13 protein-coding genes are annotated in these 15,403 nt (G+C 62.2%); 5 read left to right on the plus strand and 8 right to left on the minus strand.

Annotated features, from left to right (window positions below; all coding sequences use genetic code 11):
- Positions 1 to 2 precede the first annotated feature (2 nt).
- A complete protein-coding gene (locus BN1233_RS16270; RefSeq protein ID WP_046864675.1) occupies positions 3 to 2,315 on the minus strand; it encodes an ATP-binding protein in 2,313 nt (770 codons plus the stop codon).
- A gap of 462 nt (positions 2,316 to 2,777) precedes the next feature.
- Positions 2,778 to 3,347, minus strand: a complete 570-nt coding sequence (locus BN1233_RS45970; RefSeq protein WP_063776639.1) for a BON domain-containing protein — start codon at positions 3,345 to 3,347, stop codon at positions 2,778 to 2,780.
- Positions 3,348 to 3,540: 193 nt separating this feature from the next.
- Between BN1233_RS45970 and BN1233_RS16280 the strand changes: the two genes are divergently transcribed.
- The 3 genes from BN1233_RS16280 (at position 3,541) to BN1233_RS16290 (ending at position 6,421) form a co-directional block, all read left to right on the plus strand.
- A complete protein-coding gene (locus tag BN1233_RS16280; protein WP_244470716.1) occupies positions 3,541 to 4,017 on the plus strand; it encodes an MgtC/SapB family protein in 477 nt (158 codons plus the stop codon).
- Between the two features lie 486 nt (positions 4,018 to 4,503).
- Complete coding sequence (locus tag BN1233_RS16285) at positions 4,504 to 4,998, plus strand: YciE/YciF ferroxidase family protein (RefSeq protein WP_046864676.1); 495 nt, start codon at positions 4,504 to 4,506, stop codon at positions 4,996 to 4,998.
- Positions 4,999 to 5,548: 550 nt separating this feature from the next.
- Entirely contained in the window at positions 5,549 to 6,421 is an 873-nt protein-coding gene (locus BN1233_RS16290) for a class I SAM-dependent methyltransferase (protein ID WP_187144304.1), read from the plus strand.
- Positions 6,422 to 6,672: 251 nt separating this feature from the next.
- Here BN1233_RS16290 and BN1233_RS16295 read toward each other — a convergent pair whose 3' ends face one another.
- Positions 6,673 to 6,900 carry a dodecin gene (locus BN1233_RS16295; protein ID WP_046865004.1) on the minus strand — a complete coding sequence of 76 codons (228 nt, stop codon included), beginning with the start codon at positions 6,898 to 6,900 and terminating at the stop codon, positions 6,673 to 6,675.
- A 671-nt stretch (positions 6,901 to 7,571) separates the two neighbouring features.
- Between BN1233_RS16295 and BN1233_RS16305 the strand changes: the two genes are divergently transcribed.
- Positions 7,572 to 8,150, plus strand: coding sequence for a hypothetical protein (locus tag BN1233_RS16305; RefSeq protein ID WP_046864679.1), 579 nt, complete (start codon positions 7,572 to 7,574; stop codon positions 8,148 to 8,150).
- 84 nt (positions 8,151 to 8,234) lie between these two features.
- On the opposite strand, the gene BN1233_RS44720 is transcribed toward BN1233_RS16305, so the two are convergent.
- On the minus strand, positions 8,235 to 8,387 hold the full coding sequence (locus BN1233_RS44720; protein WP_046864680.1) for a DUF3309 family protein: 153 nt from the start codon (positions 8,385 to 8,387) through the stop codon (positions 8,235 to 8,237).
- A 235-nt stretch (positions 8,388 to 8,622) separates the two neighbouring features.
- Here BN1233_RS44720 and BN1233_RS16315 point away from each other — a divergent pair, with 235 nt between their 5' ends.
- Positions 8,623 to 8,928: a hypothetical protein gene (locus tag BN1233_RS16315; protein ID WP_046864681.1), complete on the plus strand. Its 306-nt coding sequence runs from the start codon at positions 8,623 to 8,625 to the stop codon at positions 8,926 to 8,928.
- Positions 8,929 to 9,303: 375 nt separating this feature from the next.
- Here BN1233_RS16315 and BN1233_RS16320 read toward each other — a convergent pair whose 3' ends face one another.
- The 4 genes from BN1233_RS16320 to BN1233_RS16340 form a co-directional block, all read right to left on the minus strand.
- Complete coding sequence (locus BN1233_RS16320; RefSeq protein WP_046864682.1) at positions 9,304 to 10,230, minus strand: YsnF/AvaK domain-containing protein; 927 nt, start codon at positions 10,228 to 10,230, stop codon at positions 9,304 to 9,306.
- Positions 10,231 to 10,722: 492 nt separating this feature from the next.
- Positions 10,723 to 11,745 (minus strand): L,D-transpeptidase family protein, encoded by a 1,023-nt coding sequence (locus BN1233_RS16330; RefSeq protein WP_046864684.1) that lies wholly within the window; start codon positions 11,743 to 11,745, stop codon positions 10,723 to 10,725.
- 107 nt (positions 11,746 to 11,852) lie between these two features.
- On the minus strand, positions 11,853 to 14,495 hold the full coding sequence (pepN, locus tag BN1233_RS16335) for an aminopeptidase N (RefSeq protein ID WP_046864685.1): 2,643 nt from the start codon (positions 14,493 to 14,495) through the stop codon (positions 11,853 to 11,855).
- A 282-nt stretch (positions 14,496 to 14,777) separates the two neighbouring features.
- On the minus strand, positions 14,778 to 15,269 hold the full coding sequence (locus BN1233_RS16340) for an Lrp/AsnC family transcriptional regulator (RefSeq protein WP_046864686.1): 492 nt from the start codon (positions 15,267 to 15,269) through the stop codon (positions 14,778 to 14,780).
- Positions 15,270 to 15,403: the final 134 nt, after the last annotated feature.

The following is a 15,403-nucleotide window of genomic DNA, read 5'->3' on the forward strand; positions in this document are numbered from 1 at the left end:
GCTCACGCCGCTGTGTCGGCGAGAGCGATCTCCGCGTTCGTGCTCTGGGTCAACGGCAGGTGCACGAGCACGATCGTGCCGACGTCCTCCTGACTCTTGATCCGCAGCGTGCCGCCATGGAGTTCCGCGAGAGAACGCGCGATCGCGAGGCCTAGTCCTGATCCCTTGTAGCTTTTCGAGAACTCCGTTTCGACCTGCTCGAAAGGCTGGCCGAGCTTCTGGAGGGCATAGGCCGGGATCCCGATTCCGTTGTCCTCGACATAAATGTTCACCGCATCCATGGCCAGACGGCTGCGAACCGTGATGCAGCCCCCGTCATTGGTGAACTTGGTCGCGTTCTGGAGCAAATTGACGAGGATCTGCTGGAGCGAGCGGTCGTCCGCCGGGACGGTGATGTCCTCCGGGCAGACGTCGACCGTGAGCGTCAGGCCCTTCGTCCTGACCTGCTCGCCGACGAGGCGCAGCGCCCGCTGGATGCTGTCGTTGATGCTGACCTGCGTCTTCACGAGGCTGATCCGGCCGGCCTCGATGCGCGACATGTCGAGAATGTCGTTGATGACCGAAAGCAGGTAGTGGCCGCTGGTCCGGATGTCCTGGCAGTACTCGGCGTATTTCGCCGATCCGAGCTCTCCGAAGATTCCGCTCTCCATCACTTCGGCGAAGCCGATGATGGCATTGAGCGGTGTGCGCAGCTCGTGACTCATATTGGCCAGGAACTCGGATTTCGCCCGATTTGCGCTCTCGGCCTGCGCTTTCTGATCGAGATAGCGTTCCGCGAGATCCGCGAGTTGCTGCGCCTGGGCCTGCAGCTTCTGACGCGACTGCTTGAGATCCGCGACCGAAGCGATGAGCTGCTTCTCCGATTCAACGAGCCGCTGCTCGTGCCGCTTCAGCGCGGTGATATCCGTGCCGACGGAGACATAGCCGCCGTCCTTGGTGCGCCGCTCGTTGATCTGAAGCCAACGGCCGTCATCGAGACGCGCTTCGAAGGTCCGGGCACCGGCATCCTGGCGCTCCTCGCGAACGATTTGATGCTGTACTTCGGGTGGGCGACCCTGGCCCATGACCGTCGCGTAGCTCGTGCCTTGAACGACGGCTTCGGGCGGAAGGTCATGGAGCTTCTGAAACTTCGAATTGCAGAGCACCAGCCGATTGTTCGCATCCCAGAGGACAAAGGCCTCGGAGATCGCCTCGATTGCGTCGCGAAGGCGCGCATCGGCGCGTGCAGTCTTCTCTTCAAGCCCGCGCTGCTCGGTGACATCCACGCAGATTCCGACGAGATGGCGCGTGGAATCGTCGGGATCGTCCATCAGTTCGGCACGCTGCCGGAGCCACACCCAGTCACCTGATGCGCTGCGCAGCCGAAAAGCATGATCGACGAATGAGGTGCTCTGCGCGGCGAGGTGATTGGCGAGCGTATAGAGGTCCTGGTCATCGGGGTGGACCATCGCGTTCACTTCTCCAAAGGAGAGGAACTCGTCCTGTCGCGTATAGCCGAGAAGTTCGTACATCGAGTCGGACCAGTAGATGCGCCCGCGTGCGATATCCCAGTCCCAAAGACCGCAGCGTCCCCGATGCAGGGCCGCATCGATCCGGTGGCGAACCTTCTCGCAGACCTCGTCGGCGAGCCGTGCGCGATCCGCCTGCATGACGTAGGCTGCGCCCATGCCGATCATGACGACCACGGTCGCGCCGAGGAGGGACAGGTGGCCGAACATGTTGGTCCGCCAAGCCGACAGCACCTCCGGCATTTTCTGCGCCAGGGCCACTTGGCCGCCGGGGATCGACCGGATGGTGGCGATCGCCTCTTCGCCGGATGCAAGCCGGATGATCATGACACCGGCGCGCTCGGCGAACAGCAGGACCGGCTGCGCCTCGCCGAATAGCTCGCCGAGAGTACGGGGATGAGGCGAGGACATCGGAGGATGGACGGCCTGCACGAGGCCGGCCTCGCTAGCGAGATAGACGCGGCGGCCTCTTGCAAGAGTGCTGTTCGGCATCTGGCGCGTGACACTCGCGAGCCGCGCACCCGCGTCGGTACGGTCGGTTGAAACCGCCAGCGTTGCGGCGGCAAGCGAAGCGACGAGATCGACCTCGGAGACGGCATCCGCGATTGCAGCCGCGCGTCCATCGCGGATTTGAATCCAGGCGCTCGTGCCGAGCGTCAGAAGAAAGACGGCCAGAAGAATCGGAACCACACGCCGAAGCCACGGCTCGTATTGCTCGAGCTTCTGATAGGTCGGGCTTGCGAGACTACGCGTAATGCCCAGGATCGTATCTGCGCGCGCAGATACGAGTACGGACTCCGCGCCCATGCGAAGATCCTTTCGGAACCGATTTGCGTCCTGACCGGAGGACGTGCCGCATCTCTCCGAATCATCTCCAATAGAATCGTGCGCAGGTGATTTGTCTACCGCCTGCGCCCAGGGAGATCTGAAATTTTCATGAACATGTGGATTGTTTGGGCAGGTGACGCTAAGTCACGGGTGCCATTGAGATGTTTCCATCTTGTCGCAGGTGCCTAACTGGGCTTCGCGTATGGCCTGCGGGTGCATTGGGGATAGCGATGAAGGCGCGGACGTTCCCTCCTCACCAGCCCCCTTGGCGCGACTTCTCCCACAAGGGGCGAGGTGAAGGCACATTTGGGTTCGTTCTGCCAAATTGGGGCGACCTCTCCCTCCGCGGGCAAGGTCGACGCCCGCAGAACGGCGGGTGACAGTGCCGCTGCTACAAGCAAACCACAACACCACACCCGCCACAAGAACACCGAACGACGTTTACGGATTACTGCTTCCTGCGGAGCGACGGCTGGGCTCCGTGCGGTTGACCTCGACCCGCGTGCTGCTCTGATGGCTGCTCCAGTCGGATGCCGTCCCGCTCGTCATGCCCTGCGCCATTACGTTCTGGACGCGCAGGTTGTTCTGCACATGCGTCACGCCCGAAACGCTCTCGGCGCAATCTTCAGCCCGACGCTTCGCATCACGGCTGTCGACCATTCCGGAGAGGGTCACTTCGCGGTCGGATACGCTGACTTCGATCTCTGACGCATCCACCCAGGGATCGCTCGTCAGGCGCTCGCACACGTCCTCACGAATCCGGTCGTCGGAGCGCGTATACCCTCTGGGCCCGCGGCCGCGATGGTTCGTGCTGCCCTGATAACCCCGGCTCATGTCGCGGCCCCGGTCAAAACCGGCGCTCGGGTTTCCGAATCCGCGCCGGGCAATGGTGCCATCGCCTTCATAATCCGTGCCGCGGCCGTAGGCTGGGTCTCGCTCCCGGCGAGTACGGTCTTCGCTCTGGTAGCGGCCGCGCTCCCGGTCGCCTTTCCACCAATCGCTCTGGTTCATGTCTGGCTCCTTCCTTCCCAGAAGAGGCCGTTCTGCGGACGGTCCCCGTGCGAAACGCCCGCTGAGCCGGGGCGTTCCGGCCCGGTGAAGCCAAGCTGACGAGTTCTGAGGCCGGTCCGCCCATTCCCCTGCACGGGCGCGGTTCGGCGTGCCATCTTGTTCAACCGAGGCTCGGAAACCAGGGAGCATGATCGTGGATCAACTGCTTCGAGGCATGAATCTCAGCACGGAAGAAATCCTGATCCGGCTCGGGGTCGCTGTGATCTGCGGTTTGCTTCTGGGCCTCGATCGGGAGATTCGGGGAATTGCCGCCGGACTGCGTACTCACGCACTCGTCAGCGTCAGCTCGGCCGTCATCACGATCTCAGCCCTCGACCTCTACCAGGGTGTGCGCGCCCAGGGAGGAGAGTCCGATCCGCTGCGCGTGATTCAGGGCCTCGCGCAGGCGATCGGCTTTATCGCCGCCGGCGCCATCTTCGTCGCGGGTGGAACGGTCCGGAATTTGACGACGGCCGCCAATGTCTGGTTGGCGACGGCAGTCGGCATTGGAGCCGGCGCCGGGCAGTTCGTCTTGGTGGCCATCGCTACGGGATTCGGCATCGTCATCGTCACCTTCGTCCGGGTGCTCGAGCATTTTCTATCGCAAAGGCCCCAGAAGCCGGACGAGTAACGCCTTTCCTCACCTTCAAGCTTTTGCGCCCGGTCGGATCGACGCAAGGCCGGCAAACTCTGGAAGATTGGTGTGTGGCGGCTGCGATTGGCCCGGCTGGTGAAAAGGCGGGTGCCCGGAACGATCCCCTAAACGGCCGGTTGATCCTGTATCCGGGCCCGTACCGCGAGAGCGCGTTCGCAATGCTCCTGAGGAGAGACCATCATGGTGGCATCGGCGTCGGCGGTGTTGGTGGATGTTCTGCTCGAGTGGAGTCGACACGGTGTTCGGGCTGCCGGGGGACGTCCCAAAGTGCAGCGCCGCGATCCTGGGCGAGGCGCTCGCCCGCAGCGCCAGCAGCATCGCCCACATCACCGCAAACCAATACCGTCCGCGGATTCATCTGAGGTAGCCGATCCTTCAAAGGGCGAGCAGGAGCTTTCCCGGCGAGGAGCGGAATAGGGCTTGGCGTGGGCGGACCGTGATCATCGAGATTGGAGGCTCACAATGAACGTCGACGATTTTCGCCAGATGTACGTCGCCGAACTTCAGGAACTCCGCTCCGTCGAGGAACAGCTGATCCATGCTTTGCCGCGCATGTCGAATATGGCCCAGCACCCGGAGCTGAAGCAGGGGATCATGGATCACTGGGAGGAGACGCGTGGCCAGCGTGAGCGGCTCGACGAGCTACTGCGCCGGCATCACGTGAATCCTCGGGAGCATCAGGACAGCTCGATGGAAGCGATCATCTCCGAGACCAAGCGATGGGCCCACATGGTCGAGGATCGAGATCTGCGCGATGCCGGGCTGATCGCATCGGCCCAGCGCGTGGAGCACTACGAGATTGCCGTCTACGGGACGCTCGCCGCCTGGGCCAAGCAACTCGGCTTGCAGGATGATCTCCGTGTCCTGCTCGAGAACCTCGAAGAGGAGAAGCGGGCTGACGAGAGCCTGACGGTGCTTGCGAAGAAGATCATCAACCCGGAGGCGGCCTCGGCATAAAGCGGCATACCAGAACGGGCTCGCTCCTCGCAGGGAGCCTCGGGGCCTTCGTCAAGGAATCCGGGTTGTCGGTCATCCAGGGTGTCGCCACGCAACCCAACACGATGATGCAACGACCTCGAATCTCGAACCGAGATTTGCAGATCCTCGTACCCTTGCCGGATGCCGGGTAAGCCCCACCGTAAGTACTGGAAGTCGCTCTTCGCCGCGAGATCTCCTCTTGTGAGGGCCCTGAGCAATTTGCGTTTTCAGAGGGAGAACCATGCAGCACCGGGATTACGATACTCGGGGGAATTTGGTGCCGGTCGAACGTCGATCGGACAATCCCTCCGCACAACACGCGCCTTCGCCACGCATGGTGCAGCCCCTCTCTGGCTTCGCATTGCGCACTGCCTACAGGGCCCGCCAACTGCCGCGGATCGCATGGTATGTCGGCCATGGCTTGGCCATGCGGCGGATGGCCGAGAGTGTACGCCAAGAGGAGGGGAGTGTCCGGCCGTGTGCTCGCTCCGGCAAGCCCGTGCCTGGCCAGGAGCGTCTCGCGGCCGATATGGCTGATCTTCTGCGATGGGATTTCGCAAACGTCGAGGCGGGGATTTATCCGCTGCCGCGGGATCACGATGGGCCACTGCTCACGCTACTGCGGCGCTCTCTCCTGTTTTTCGGAGATCTGCCCGAAGTCCATCGCCGCCGTGAGGAGGGATTGCATCAGGAGGTGCTTACACCTGAGACCGAAGGCAAGCGGCCCCGCTATTATCTCCAGAATTTTCATTTCCAGTCAGGTGGCTGGATGACCGAGGACTCGGCCGAACGCTACGATACGCAGGTCGAGGTGCTCTTCAATGGAACGGCGAACGCCATCCGCCGCCAAGCTCTGCCCCAGCTTCACGAGGTGTTCGCAAAGCGTGATCAGCGGCAACTCCGCCTTCTCGACGTCGGTTGCGGGACCGGGCGTTTCCTCGACCTCGTAAAGCAAGCCTGGCCGCGATTGCTGACGCTCGGCCTCGACATGTCAGAGGCCTATATCCGCGAGGCGCGGCGTCATCTCAGCCAATGGGGATGGATCAGGCTCGTCGTGGCGAACGGGGAGATGATACCCCTTCCCGACGAGAGTCAGGACGCGGTGACGAGCATCTTCATGTTCCACGAGCTTCCGCCAAAGGTACGCAGAGTCGTGTTTGCCGAATTCGCCCGCGTCCTGAAGCCGGGCGGCCGCTTGATTATCGTGGATTCTCTGCAGTTGGGTGACGAGCCGGACTATGACGGGCTGCTCGAACTCTTCCCGCAGAACTTCCACGAGCCGTACTACGCAGGATACATCGAGGAGGATTTTGGCGCGATCGCACAATCCTGCGGCCTCACCCACGTCAGGGACGTGAATGCCTTCGTCTCCAAGGTGATGGTGTTCGACAAGCCGTCATGACAACGAGCCACGTGGCGATATTCACGGCAGACCGCGCGGTGAGCGGGGCGCCACGAGCAGGCACGCGCTTGCAGCCTCGCCGGACAGCGCGTCGACGATTCATCAGAACCGGCGAGGAGGACCGGAAAGGCACAAGCTCGCACCCGCACAGGGTCTTGCGAGTTCCTCGTGAGGGTCCATGAGGGTCCCTGCGAGGATGCATTCCGCTACGGAATCCGGCAGGTACAATCCGAGGCCGGCGTCTCGTCCGCTCAAACGTCCAGTGCGCTGGAGCTGTCCACGGTGAACCCGACCTTCAAGGTGACCTGAAGGGACCTGACTTCACCCTCGTCGATGTGGCCGCGCGTCTGCACGACTTCGAACCAGCGTAGATTCCGCAGGGTCTCGCCGGCGCGCTGCACGGCACTTTTGATCGCATCATCGACGCTTGTCTCGGACGAGCCTACGAGCTCCACGACCTTGTAGACGTGATCGGTCACGGCTGGCGCTCCTTTGGCTTCGGCGACCGTAAGCAGCAACCCCGCTGAGGGGCGAAGGTTTCTGTACGTCGTCCGGACGAGCGCTCGCCGCCGTCCTCAGGCGGCCCGGCGCCGGTCCTTCTCAGAATGGCGCGGCATGTAGACGATCTCTCGATGCCAGTTGCACCAGCTCGAGCTCTCGGGAGTCGGGGCGCCGCAGCAGATCGCATCGCGCACGTCTTCAGAGACGATGAAGCGGCACTGCCGCGGACGGATCGCAAGCAGCGTGGTACGATGATCCGCAGATGGCTCGGATATTACCTGTGGGAACATAGTAGAAGCTCAGTTCGTCGATCGGGCGCCTCAAGCGCCAAAGGCCACAGCGGCGGGATGTGCCGTTTTCTGCGGCGCCATTCCGGCTTTGTGGCTGCCGTGGGTTAAAAAAGGATTCGGCTGGACTTCAAGTGAGTGCCGATCGCCATTTCGTCAAGAGCCTGGAACAGGATGTCCACCCGGAGCAATCCGTCACACCCTGCCAGGCTCGCGTCGATGGGGAAGCCCGCTGCTGTTGCATGGCCTTGCTCCCGACCGAGGAAGCGCAACGGGGCATCTCGTCGATTTCCGGTCAGAATCCGCTAACCATGCCCCGCACGGAAGCTTGGCTGGTTCATGAGCCTGCATCATGGTGATTCATGCTCCTCACCATCATCTCCGAGCCGCTGTTCAGTGGCGCCGCGGCCGGCTTGGCGCTTCTCTTGAGCGGGGTGGCTCTCTGGTCAACGAGCCGGGGTGCCGTGCACGCCAAGCGGAAGGCCGATGCGCTCCTTGGCGACCTTCCTCCGAATTTCGCGCTCTACCCGGCCCCGAAGAGGCTTGGCACAGAAGCGACCTGGGGCGATCTGATCCTGCGGGTCGACAATCACAACCGACGTCCAATCCGGGTTACCAAAGTCGAGCTTCGGGCGCCGGCAAAAACGGGACTCGTGGCCTATCTGCTCGACGGCTCGCGCGAGACCTTGCTGGCGTCCGGGGAGCGACGCCACAACGAGGTCTCCACGAACCTCGTCCTCCCCGGCACGCCACCCGGCGCTCTCCAGTTCCATTCGTCCATACTCAGGCTCGTCCTGACCGGCTCTCCGCCCGCCGCCGGCCGAAGGAGGAAGACCCTCCGCACGTCCGTCCAGGTCTCGTTTGAAGTTCTGCAACCTGAACCGGAAAGGCGAACCGAGGTGATCTCCCTCCAACGGGATGTGGAGCAGTCACGCTCCTGAGGGCCCGCTTCGGGATGCTCCACATCGCGCCTGGCCGCGCGGGTTTCCGGAACCGGGCCGTTTGCACCACGTGCAGAAGCCTGCTCACCCCAAAAGAAGCAGGCCGAGAAGGACAACGAGGAGCAATCCAAGAACTCCGCTCGGCAGGAAGCCCCAGGCTCGGCTATAGGGCCACACGGGGACTGTCGCGATGATGAAGAGGATGACAAGGCCGATCAGAATGGCGCTGAGCGGCATGAGGGGACTCCTTTGCTCCAGGCGGCCGACAGGAATGCTGAAAGCGAGTTAGGGCTCGGCCAGGCGAATGCCACGCCGAACGGCGCCATTACGTCGAGGATGCCCCTCAGCATGATTCACGTCCTCGGTAAGCGACTGGGCAAACTAAAGGCAATTTCACTACGCAAGTTAATGCTGGATCTGACCCGGTCAGCTATCGTGTCTCTTCCGGGGCGCCCCGTTAGCGAGACGAGAAATGATGAACCTGCATCGGCCCGGCGAGCCCTCGACCGTCCAGCCAGGGCTCTCGACCTCTCCTGACGCGCTCGAGATCGCACTACAGGATACTCTCGCCCAACTGGCCGAAATCGATGCAAATTTCGAGCAGGAGCGTGTCAGGATTCACGAGACCGTGAAGTCGGAGGTCGGTCGGGAGAACATGCTCCGCGAGCTCGAAGGACGCCATGCTCACCAGCGCAAACCGCTGGTGCTGCTGCTGGCTGCGTTGTACCAGCGCCAGACGTCAGAGAGGCTGTTGCCGGTCAGGCCACGAAACGCCTGATTCCCGGACTGTTCGCCGACACCAGCCTGCTTTCTTTCTTCTGAGTGGAGGCTGGACCGCAAATCGCTGCGCAAGACATACCCGTCCGTTGCCATTCCCGTCATTGCAAGCGGGAGGCGTAATGCACTGCCCGCTGTCGTTGCACTTCCGTCTTTGCGAGCCGGAGGCGAAGCAATCTACCCGTCGACCGAGGCACTTCTTGGATTGCGTCACTGCGTTCGCAATGACGGTGCGGGCGTAGGAGAGGTATGGAGCAAAATCTCACACGCAATCAGCGCGCCGCGCGTCCTTCGCAGACGGCTGAATAAACAGTGGCCACATCACGAGGCCCGGCTTACGAGCCGGACCTCGTGATCTTGCGAAAATATACGAGGCTTACCTGCGGTCTGTACCGCCGGTGCCGGTTGTCCGGCTGCCGCGCTCGTCCTCAACTTCGACCTCGGTGCGGCGCACGGTATCCTTCACGGTCTCCTGGCGTTGCTCGACATCCTTCTTGAGGACAAGCTCTTCCTTGACCCGAGCCTCCTTCGAGACGACCGGCTCTTCCGAGCGCTCCTCCATCTCGATCGTACGCTCGCGGAAAAGATCTTCATCGGAGCCGACCATGCCGGCGCGCATCGAGCCTTCTACGGGGCGGCGCTCCACATGCACGTTCTCCTCACGGAGCGTGACCTGCTCCTGAACCGGGTGCTCGACCACATGGGAGTGGATGCGCACGTGGCCGTGACCGACCGCGCGCTTGCCGACGTTGAGCTCTTCCTCGGCGATCGGGATTACTTCGTCCCGCTCATCGGCTGAGCGGCTCGTTCCGGCGGCACCCATGGTGGTGGTGTCACGCATTGCGCCCTTGCCGCTCCGTGCGCCCGAACCCATCGGGCCCGATTCTGTTCCCGCCGCAGCCACACTAGCAGCACCAGTTCCCATCCAGCCTTCAGAGCGCCAGGCGGCCCGCCGCTCGTCAAGATCAAGGGCGTCGTCACCATCCAGGATGCTCACCACGCGATCGACCTCATCATCGTCGCACCGAACCGCGATCAGTGAATGGCCACGTCGCACTCCTTCAGAAAAGGTACGAGCATCATCATCGGGCACACCATTGCGCATGAGATAGTTGGCCACGCGATCGGATGCCGCGCCCGTCGTCGCATCATCAAATCCGCTTGGGCCATCCCAGAGGCGATCGCTCTTGCCTCCTGCAAACAGACAAATGTCGCCTCGAGAAATGCCTGCATCTTCCAATCGACGTACGACGGATGAGGCGCGGGACTCGTTCTCGAAGAGCGAGGTTACGGTTTTTGCCATCGGTAAAATCTCCATATGGATGAGCCAAGCCGACCCTGGCGGGCGGTCGTGACAAGCAGCAGCAATGCCCCGTTCTCGAGAGCCGATTCATGTGCTCGACAAACGGGCTACTGAGCTGACAATTGCTGCAAGAGCTCATCGTTCCCGGGGTGTCGCCGCAGATGAGCGCGACTAAGTTTCCGTCACGCGATGATCTTCACAGTCAGATGCAACAGCTCGAAGCGTTGCTTTCACAGCTTTACTGCCAACTTGGCACTTTCGGAGAACTCTTGACCGTCAATCTTCAATATATTTTTGAGGGGAGCTGATTCGCCACGATGAGGAACTCGGGAGGCACACAGCTATGATGATGCCACCCAGAAGCGGTGTCGATTCTGTGAAGACAGGCGCCTTGAATCCAACGTGAAACCGAACGGACCTGCACGGCACGCTTCATTCCTGGGGAACGGCCGCTCACGCGAACCCGGCTTGCCTCCTCGTGAGACATTCAGCCTAAGGGCGACCGCCAGCTGCCGATCGGGCTGGCTCTCCTCCTGGTGGGTCGAGAAAGATCACCGGCGTCCCCTTCTTCACCAGCCGGGCCAGTTCTTCCGCATCCCAGTTCGTCAGACGCACGCAGCCATGTGAGAAGGTCTTGCCGATCTTGGACGGCTCCGGCGTCCCGTGGATACCGTAGCCATCCTCTGCAACCTGAATCCAGATGGAGCCGACCGGATTGTTGGGACCAGGGGCTATCGTGAAAGGCTTCTTCGCCTCTACGCCTTTGAACTCGTAATCCGGATTGTAGGTGTAGTTCGGGTGCTTCACCACCTCCTCGACCTTGAACTCGCCGCTCGGAGCCGGACGGGATTCGCTGCCGATGGTTGCAGGATACACAGCGAACAAGGTTTGATCCTCCGCATAGACGCGGAGCTGTTTCCGGGCCTTATCGATCTCGACGCGACTGACCTTCGGTGGGTCGCGGAGATTCTCCTCGCCGACGGCGGCGACGGTGATCGTCGTGCCGGCTTTGTCGAACCGGGCGCCAGGATTGAGTTCCTCGAGGAAATCCTCATCCATGTGGAACTTCTCGGCGAGGAGCTCACGCGGCCCAGTATAGCTCAGCCGCTTGAGCTTCGCCTGCTCTTCGAGACTGGCCGGGATTTTCTTGGTAAAGGGGCCATCGACATCGTCCTTCGTGATCTTGTACTCCTTCAGCACCGGGCCGTTGTAATTTTCCGACAAGCTGTTCCAGGTTGCCTCGTCGACTTTGCTATCTTCACCGAGGCCGTGAGCGGCCCGGTATGCTGCAATGGCCAGTTCGACATTCTCACCCATGTGGCCATCGATGACCCCGGGTGAGAAACGCGCCTGATCAAGGAGAATCTGCAGCTTAGCAGTCATGGCTCGCGAAGGGGAATCCGCCATGAACTGTGCCGTCTCGATATCCTTCGGCTTGAGGCGTTCGGCTGCCAACGCTCCCGGCGCTGCAAACAGCGCGACGATGAATAGAATGACGGACGGGTGGTGACGCATGCTGCTTCCTCTGCTCATCGCAGAGCATCAAGCGTCAGCGGGCCATTCCTGTTCCGGCGGAGAGCCGGCACTCCGCCAGGAGTGCCGGGGCAACCGGATGCCGGCTCTCACCCGGTCGAGTCGAGCGAGCGCTGGACGATGTCGCCGACATCTCGCGAAAGGTTGGGCTGGTCGGCAATCCGGCGCAGGGCCGCTTCGGCATGGGCGCGCCGCCCGGCCTCCATGATCCGCCAGGTGCCGAACGATGTCAGCAGGCGGGAGGCGAGCTGCGGATTGTGCGGATCGACCTGCAGGACGAGGTCCGCCAGGAAATCGTAGCCGGCCCCGTCGGCACGATGGAAGCCGACCTGATTCCCCATCGCAAAGGCACCGACCAGCGCCCGCGTGCGGTTCGGATTGGCAAGAGAGAATGCAGGGTGACGCATGAGGGCCCGGACGCGCTCGAGCGTGTCCACCTCCGGAATCATGGCCTGCAGGCCGAACCACTTGTCGAGGACGAGAGGTTCGTCGGCGAATTGCTCGCCGAAAGCCGTCAATGCGGCTTCGCGCGCTTCGCCGGGAATCATCGTGATCACGGCAAGCGCTGCCACGCGGTCCGTCATGTTCGTCGCATTCGCGAGCTGTGCTTCGCACAGCCTTTCACCCTCGACCGGGTTCGCTGCGGCGATGAGCTCGAGGGCGGCGTTTCGCAGAGAGCGCTTCCCCTTGCTCACGGCATCCGGAGAATAGGAAGCCGTCGAGGCAAGGCTCTCGTAAAGCCGAACGAGTTCCGTCAGGCCGTGTGTCGCGATGCGCTCCCGCAGGAGGAGCCTCGTCCGATGCACCCTGTCCGGATCGACGTCGCGCGCGATCTCCTGCGCGATATCGGATTCGCCCGGCAGGCTAATCACCAGGGCCGCGAAGGCAGGATCGCGCTCCGCCTCCGACTGGAGAAAGACGCGCAGGCTCTCGGAGAGTTCGACGATGTCGTCCTCCGGCGCGGAGTCGCCCGCTCCCATGGCGGCGAGCAGGCGCATCGCGACCGTCTGCCCGGCTTGCCAGCGATTGAACGGATCCGTGTCGTGCCGCAGGAGAACCAGGAGCTCGTCGTTCGCCAGGTCGAGCGTCGGTTTCACGGGAGCCGAGAAGCCACGGAAGAGAGACGGAACCGGAGCCGCCGCGACGTCCTCGAACACGACGGAGGCTGCGGCATTTTCGAGCACGAAGAGCCCGTCGTCCCGAACCTGGTTCGAGCGGGTATGGAGCGTGCCTTCCGGACCCACAAGGCCCAGGAGAACCGGGATAATGAGCGGCTCTTTCACGGGCTGCCCCGGGGTCGGCGGCGTCTCCTGGGAAAGATCCAGGCGGTAGGTTCGCCTTTCCGCGTCGTAGGTTCCCGATGCGGTGACCCGGGGCGTTCCGGCCTGCGAATACCAGCACGCAAAGTGGGTGAGGTCACGTCCCGTGACCTCTTCGAACGCACTGAGAAAATCTTCGACAGTCGCTGCCGTGCCATCGAAGCGCTCGAAGTAGAGATCCATGCCGCGCCGGAAATCCGCCTCGCCGACGAGGGTCTTCAGCATACGGACGATCTCGGCTCCCTTCTCGTAGACGGTGGCCGTGTAGAAGTTGTTGATCTCGCGGTATTCGCCCGGACGCACGGGATGGGCGAGGGAACCCGCATCTTCGGCGAATTGCCGTGCGCGGAGCGTCTTGACCTCGGCGATCCGATGCACCGCGCGGGAGCGCTGATCGGACGAGAATTCCTGATCGCGGAAGACTGTGAGGCCTTCCTTGAGGCAGAGCTGGAACCAATCGCGGCAGGTCACGCGGTTGCCAGACCAGTTGTGGAAATATTCGTGGGCGATGATCGCTTCGATGTTCGCGTAATCGGAATCCGTCGCGGTTTCGGGGCTCGCCAGCACGTATTTGTCGTTGAAGATGTTGAGGCCCTTGTTCTCCATCGCGCCCATGTTGAAGTCGGAGACAGCGACGATATTGAAGACGTCGAGGTCGTATTCGCGCCCGAAAACCTCCTCATCCCAGCGCATCGAGCGTTCGAGCGCATCGAGCGCGTACCAGGCGCGGTCCTCCTTGCCGGGCTCCACATAGATCGCGAGGTCGACCTCTCGCCCGCTGGTCGTTGTGAATGGCCGTCCGATGTGCCCGAGATTGCCGCCGACCGCTGCGAACAGATAGGACGGCTTCGGGTGCGGATCGTGCCATACGGCGTAGTGCCTGTTGCTGTTCGGGACCAGGCCGGCCTCGATCGGATTGCCGTTTCCGAGGAGAACGGGCGCCTCGCCGCGGTCGGCCTCAAGCCGGGTCGTGTAGATGGACAGCACGTCCGGCCTGTCGAGAAAATAGGTGATGCGCCGGAAGCCTTCCGCCTCGCATTGCGTGCAATAGGTGCCGCCCGAACGATAGAGGCCCATGAGCTTCGTGTTCGCCGAGGGGTCGATCTCGGTCACCACCAGCAGCGTGAACGGGCGGTCAGGTGGAGAGGCGATGACGAGCTTCTGCGGAGTGACCGTAAAACTGCCCGCCGGAAGGGCATGGCCGTCGAGTGCCAGCGCCTTCAGATCGAGTTCGTCGCCGTCGAGGATGAGTGGAGCGCCGGCAACGCCGAGCGGATTGGGGCGAAGGCTCAAGCTCGCACGGATCCGCGTCTCGGTCGCATCGAGACGGATGTCGAGGTCGACCCGGTCGATGAGATAATCGCTCGGCTGGTAATCGGCGAGGCGGATGGTCTGAGCGGTATCGGTGCGCATGAGGTGCCTATACTGAGTGATCCCGGAACGAGACACGGCTTTGGGTATGGTGCAGTGATCGGGCGCGGCAGAGAAGGGGCCCGGCTTACATACGGGCACTTCCGCCGGAGCATATGGGGGTGCCGTCGCCGTCCTGCCCGAGAGTATGGGTTCGGCCCATACAGTGTTTCCGGCCGCGAGCCCGAATGGCGAAGCTGCGGCTATGGCGGGCCGGCGGTTCGAGAGCTGGGAGGAGATCGTCCAAGCGGATCTGATGCTACGGCGATGCTGTATCTGCTTGGTCTAGCGAGTTTGGCTCGGTCGACCGGGAAGTGGAAGAGCATTGGTATATTTCACCTGGCCCAGCGCAAAACTTGATTCAATCGACCTGACTCCCTCCAGTCGCGTGAGCTTTGCTTTTAGAAACTCTTCGTAATGAGACAAGTCGCGGACGACGACCCTCAGAAGATAGTCGGCCTGTCCCGTCATGAGATAGCATTCAAGGACTTCGGGCCACTTTGCAACGGCGTCGGAGAAACGCTGAAGCTCTTCCTCACGTTGGCGTTCCAGTCGCACAGAAACGAAGACGCTGACCGGCAACGATACTGCGTTCTGATCGATGACGGCGACGTAGCCCCTGATGACGTTGGCTTTTTCTAGCATGCGGACCCGCCGCAAGCATGGCGACGCGCTGAGACCGACTTCTTCGGCAAGCTTCTGAATCGGAAGTCGCCCGTCACGCTGCAGGGCTGCCAGGATTTTGAGATCGATCGCGTCCAACCCTGCTGTTGCCATTTTCCACTAAATCTCCAGCCCAAGAAGCTCATATCCGCCAAAGGAGCCCGTCAGAACGGCACATTTCGCAAGGAAACTCCAATGCGACAAGTATAGTAATGACGCGCTGATTACGTGGACGCGAGCAGGTACCC

Source organism: Microvirga massiliensis (assembly GCF_001006805.1).
Lineage (GTDB): Bacteria > Pseudomonadota > Alphaproteobacteria > Rhizobiales > Beijerinckiaceae > Microvirga > Microvirga massiliensis.

Coding starts and splice junctions, on each gene's coding strand:
- BN1233_RS16285 (WP_046864676.1), top strand. CDS start 4,504: ATGAACGTCGACGATTTTCGCCAGATGTACGTCGCCGAACTTCAGGAA.
- BN1233_RS16320 (WP_046864682.1), bottom strand. CDS start 10,230: ATGGCAAAAACCGTAACCTCGCTCTTCGAGAACGAGTCCCGCGCCTCA.
- BN1233_RS16305 (WP_046864679.1), top strand. CDS start 7,572: ATGCTCCTCACCATCATCTCCGAGCCGCTGTTCAGTGGCGCCGCGGCC.
- BN1233_RS45970 (WP_063776639.1), bottom strand. CDS start 3,347: ATGAACCAGAGCGATTGGTGGAAAGGCGACCGGGAGCGCGGCCGCTAC.
- BN1233_RS16290 (WP_187144304.1), top strand. CDS start 5,549: ATGGCTGATCTTCTGCGATGGGATTTCGCAAACGTCGAGGCGGGGATT.
- BN1233_RS44720 (WP_046864680.1), bottom strand. CDS start 8,387: ATGCCGCTCAGCGCCATTCTGATCGGCCTTGTCATCCTCTTCATCATC.
- BN1233_RS16340 (WP_046864686.1), bottom strand. CDS start 15,269: ATGGCAACAGCAGGGTTGGACGCGATCGATCTCAAAATCCTGGCAGCC.
- pepN (WP_046864685.1), bottom strand. CDS start 14,495: ATGCGCACCGATACCGCTCAGACCATCCGCCTCGCCGATTACCAGCCG.
- BN1233_RS16330 (WP_046864684.1), bottom strand. CDS start 11,745: ATGCGTCACCACCCGTCCGTCATTCTATTCATCGTCGCGCTGTTTGCA.
- BN1233_RS16315 (WP_046864681.1), top strand. CDS start 8,623: ATGATGAACCTGCATCGGCCCGGCGAGCCCTCGACCGTCCAGCCAGGG.
- BN1233_RS16270 (WP_046864675.1), bottom strand. CDS start 2,315: ATGGGCGCGGAGTCCGTACTCGTATCTGCGCGCGCAGATACGATCCTG.